Below are 3,190 nucleotides of genomic sequence, written 5' to 3' on the forward strand. Positions count from 1 at the left end.
GTTCCTGACTGCTGTCCAGGTTGGCGGCCAGCACTGGGAAGTCGAGCTGGCGCAAAAACTCCACCAGAGGACCGTTGCCCAGATCGAATTCGTGATTGCCGATCACCATGGCATCCGGCTGCAGCAAGCTCAGCAGATCTGCGTTGGCTCGCCCCTTGAAACGGTTGAAATAAAGCGAACCCTGGAAGGTGTCGCCGCCGTGCAGGAGCAGGCAGGTCTGACCCGCCGCGTCTGCCTGCTGACGCAGGGCGGTGAGCCGGGAAAGGATGCGGGCATAGCCGCCACATTGAGTACGCCACTCGGACTCGCCAACGGGGGAGAAGCGCATGGGGGCGCCATCGAAATGGGAGTGGCAGTCACTGAAGTGGGCAAGTTGAACCGTAATACTCATCTCGGTCCTCCTTAGAGAAAAAAAGAGCTCAGAGTCTACTCCAACCTCGGGGGAAGATACCAGCCCGGCAGGACGCCGGGCTGGTGAGGAAAGCGCCAGTTCTGGCAGGGGCCAGAGTCAGTCCCCCCGCAGGTTCAGGCCGAATGTCAGGCGGGCACCATGATCTGGGTGGCGAGGATCACCACCAGCAGGCCGACCGCGACCGGCATACTGGTGCGCTTGACCACCTCGAACGGCGAGAGCTTGCCCATCCCCGCACAGGCAACCACCACGCCGGAGACCGGGGATATGGTGCGGCCAAGGTTGGAGGCCTGCAGCATCGGGATCACCAGATAGGCCGGGTTGATGCCAAGGCTGCTGGCCAGATTGGGGATCAGCTCCACGAAGGCGTAGAAGGGGGCATTGCCCGAGCCGGTAGTGAAGGCGGCCAGGGTGGTGATCACCACCAGTGACAGCATCATGATCATGCCGCCCGAGCCGAGATCCTGTGCATGGGCAAGCAGGGTGTCGATAAAGCCGATAGTCATCAGACCCTGGGCAAAGACACCGGCACCGACCAGCAGCATGACCACACCAGCGAAGGCATCCGCCATGTGACGCCAGCAGACCTGCAGTCCGTCCAACAGCTCCTTGCCGTTGCGGATCCGCACCAGCTCCAGCAGGCTGGCCAGCACCATGCACATCACTATGATGGTGACGATATCCAGCTGTGGACCCCATTTGCCGTCAAATACCAGCACCCCGATGATGGGAGTAAACGGCAGTATGGCGTAGAAGGCGGGGGCGGTGGTGACCAGATCACCCGGGGCGACCGGCTCATTGTGCTCGCCAGACTTCTGGTCCAGGTAGCGCTGCCAGAAGAAGTGAGTCACCGCCATGCAGGCGATGGCAATCAGCGAGATGGGCAGAGTCAGCTTGAAGGCAAAATCGAGCAGCGGCATGTTGGCGGCCTGAGCCGCCATCACCACGTCACCGGAGGTCGGTGCCAGAATGATGGCGGCTGGCGAGGCGCACACCGCCGCCGCCGCGCCACGGGAGATCCCCATGTTGACCATCAGCGGGAACAGGGTGGCCATCAACAGCACGCCGAGGCCAGTGGCGGAGCTCACCGCCAGCGACATGGCGCAGGCAACCAGATAGGCGGCCACCAGCAGGATGTAGGGGGATTTGATGATGCCCAGTGGTTTGCTGGCCAGCTTGACCAGAATGGTGTTGGCGCCGATATGGCTCATGTAGCCGGCAAAACCGCACAGCACCATGATCAGCATGCCAAGGCCACCACCACGATCCACCAGCAGGAAGCGCACATATTCAAAGACGTCGGTGGCCACGTGACCGGTGGAGGTGACGCTGGCAGGCAGTACGGCCTTGCCCATCAGGGCGGTAATGGTCAGCAGCAGCAGACCGCCACTGAGCAGCACCCCGGTGGCCGAGTAGCCCTTGAAGATGTAGCGACCCACGGTCAGGGTGACCAGGGTGCCAATAAGGAGTTCCATCATAGAGTGAGTTCCTGAGTCCGAAATTGAAGGTGGATACATTTTTGGCGTCAACGTGGAGGGTCATCTGACCCATCCCGAAAAGTATCAATATAAAACTCGACGATTGTTATCCAATCAGGGATGGCTCACCATGATGTCAATCATCACTTGTGATCTTGCTTTCAAATCAATGAAAGCGCGGGGTTGCGACTTGTCAACCTGATACTCGGGCTTTTTGACGGGAGTGGGTGACAGTCGCAGGGATCGCGGTTAATCTCCTGCGTCGAGTATTAATACGTTGATAATTAATTAAAATAACACCCCGAGCATCAACGAGGTCAAGGCAGCATAAATGGGAATGATCAGCAAAGTTTTCATGGTGGCAGCCTTGCTGTATGCCGCCACAGCAGGGGCCGAACCTTCCCGTTATACCGGTATCAAGGTCGAGCCTGACATCAAGGTTGATTTCCAGTTTTACCGGGTGTTTGGACCGGATGTCGTCAGCGTGTCCCGCCAGATAGCAAAACAGGGGCAGACCCAGGCCCGCGGCCATATCGGCATGGCCAACTACCAACTTTCCTGGCAGTTGCAGACCCGCCCCGAGGCCGACCGCTGCGCGCTGGAGCAGGTCAGGGTCACCACCCGCATCAAGGTAATGGTACCGAACTGGATGGACAAGGCGAGGGCCTCTGCCGCAGAGCGCCAGAAGTGGGACACGCTGGTGACCGCCATGTTCGATTATGAGAGCCGTCACAAGCAGATCTTGCTGGAGAGCGTCAGCCAGCTTGGCATCCAGTTGGCACAACTGCCGGTGGAGCGCGATTGCGCCGCCCTGCAATATCAGGCCTGGCAACAGGGGCAGGGGGTGCTGGCCAGCACTCGTGAGCGCTTCACCCAGTTGCAGCAACAGACGGATCACGGCCGCACATTGGGGGTGAACTGGCCCAAGGGCATCTAGCGCCTTGGTCGGCGTTGCCAGCGATAAAAACGGGCTCCCGGTGGGGAGCCCGTTTTTATTGGGGTGGATTCGCCAACCGGGGCTGGCGGTCAGTTGAGGGGCTTGCCCTTGAGCAGTTTGCGCACCCAATAGCGTGCCGGATGGAGCGCTTCCAGCAGATCGGCGGACAGCGGTAGCGGATCACCACAGATCTCGCTGGCAAGCAGCTCACCGCACAGCGGCGCCGAGCAGAGGCCCCGTGAGCCGAGCGCCCCCAGCACATACAGGCCGGGATGCAGTGGCAGCGGCGCTGCGTGTGGCTGATCAAACTGGAGTCTGGCGTAGTGATCTGCCAGGCTGGCCAATCTGGCGATTGGCCCCACC

The 3,190-nt window shown here is 60.4% G+C and carries 3 protein-coding genes and 1 pseudogene; 1 reads left to right on the forward strand and 3 read right to left on the reverse strand.

Translation table 11 applies throughout. The annotated features are described in order from the left end of the window. Nucleotides 1-391, reverse strand: a 391-nt coding sequence (locus AAC083_RS14540; protein WP_181364767.1) for a metallophosphoesterase, incomplete at its 3' end; no start/stop codon positions are given. A gap of 146 nt (nucleotides 392-537) precedes the next feature. Beyond that, the gene (gene dcuC, locus AAC083_RS14545) at nucleotides 538-1,890 is read right to left on the reverse strand and encodes an anaerobic C4-dicarboxylate transporter DcuC (RefSeq protein WP_042035484.1); all 1,353 of its coding nucleotides are present in this window, start codon (nucleotides 1,888-1,890) and stop codon (nucleotides 538-540) included. A 337-nt stretch (nucleotides 1,891-2,227) separates the two neighbouring features. On the opposite strand from dcuC, the gene AAC083_RS14550 reads away from it, so the two are divergent. Then, entirely contained in the window at nucleotides 2,228-2,827 is a 600-nt protein-coding gene (locus AAC083_RS14550) for a DUF922 domain-containing Zn-dependent protease (RefSeq protein WP_181364768.1), read from the forward strand. 89 nt (nucleotides 2,828-2,916) lie between these two features. Here the strand turns inward: AAC083_RS14550 and mnmC are convergent. Continuing rightward, nucleotides 2,917-3,190 (reverse strand): annotated as a pseudogene (gene mnmC, locus AAC083_RS14555) (bifunctional tRNA (5-methylaminomethyl-2-thiouridine)(34)-methyltransferase MnmD/FAD-dependent 5-carboxymethylaminomethyl-2-thiouridine(34) oxidoreductase MnmC); the annotation flags it as partial.

It is taken from the genome of Aeromonas sp. HMWF014, from assembly GCF_963878295.1.
Lineage (GTDB): Bacteria > Pseudomonadota > Gammaproteobacteria > Enterobacterales > Aeromonadaceae > Aeromonas > Aeromonas popoffii.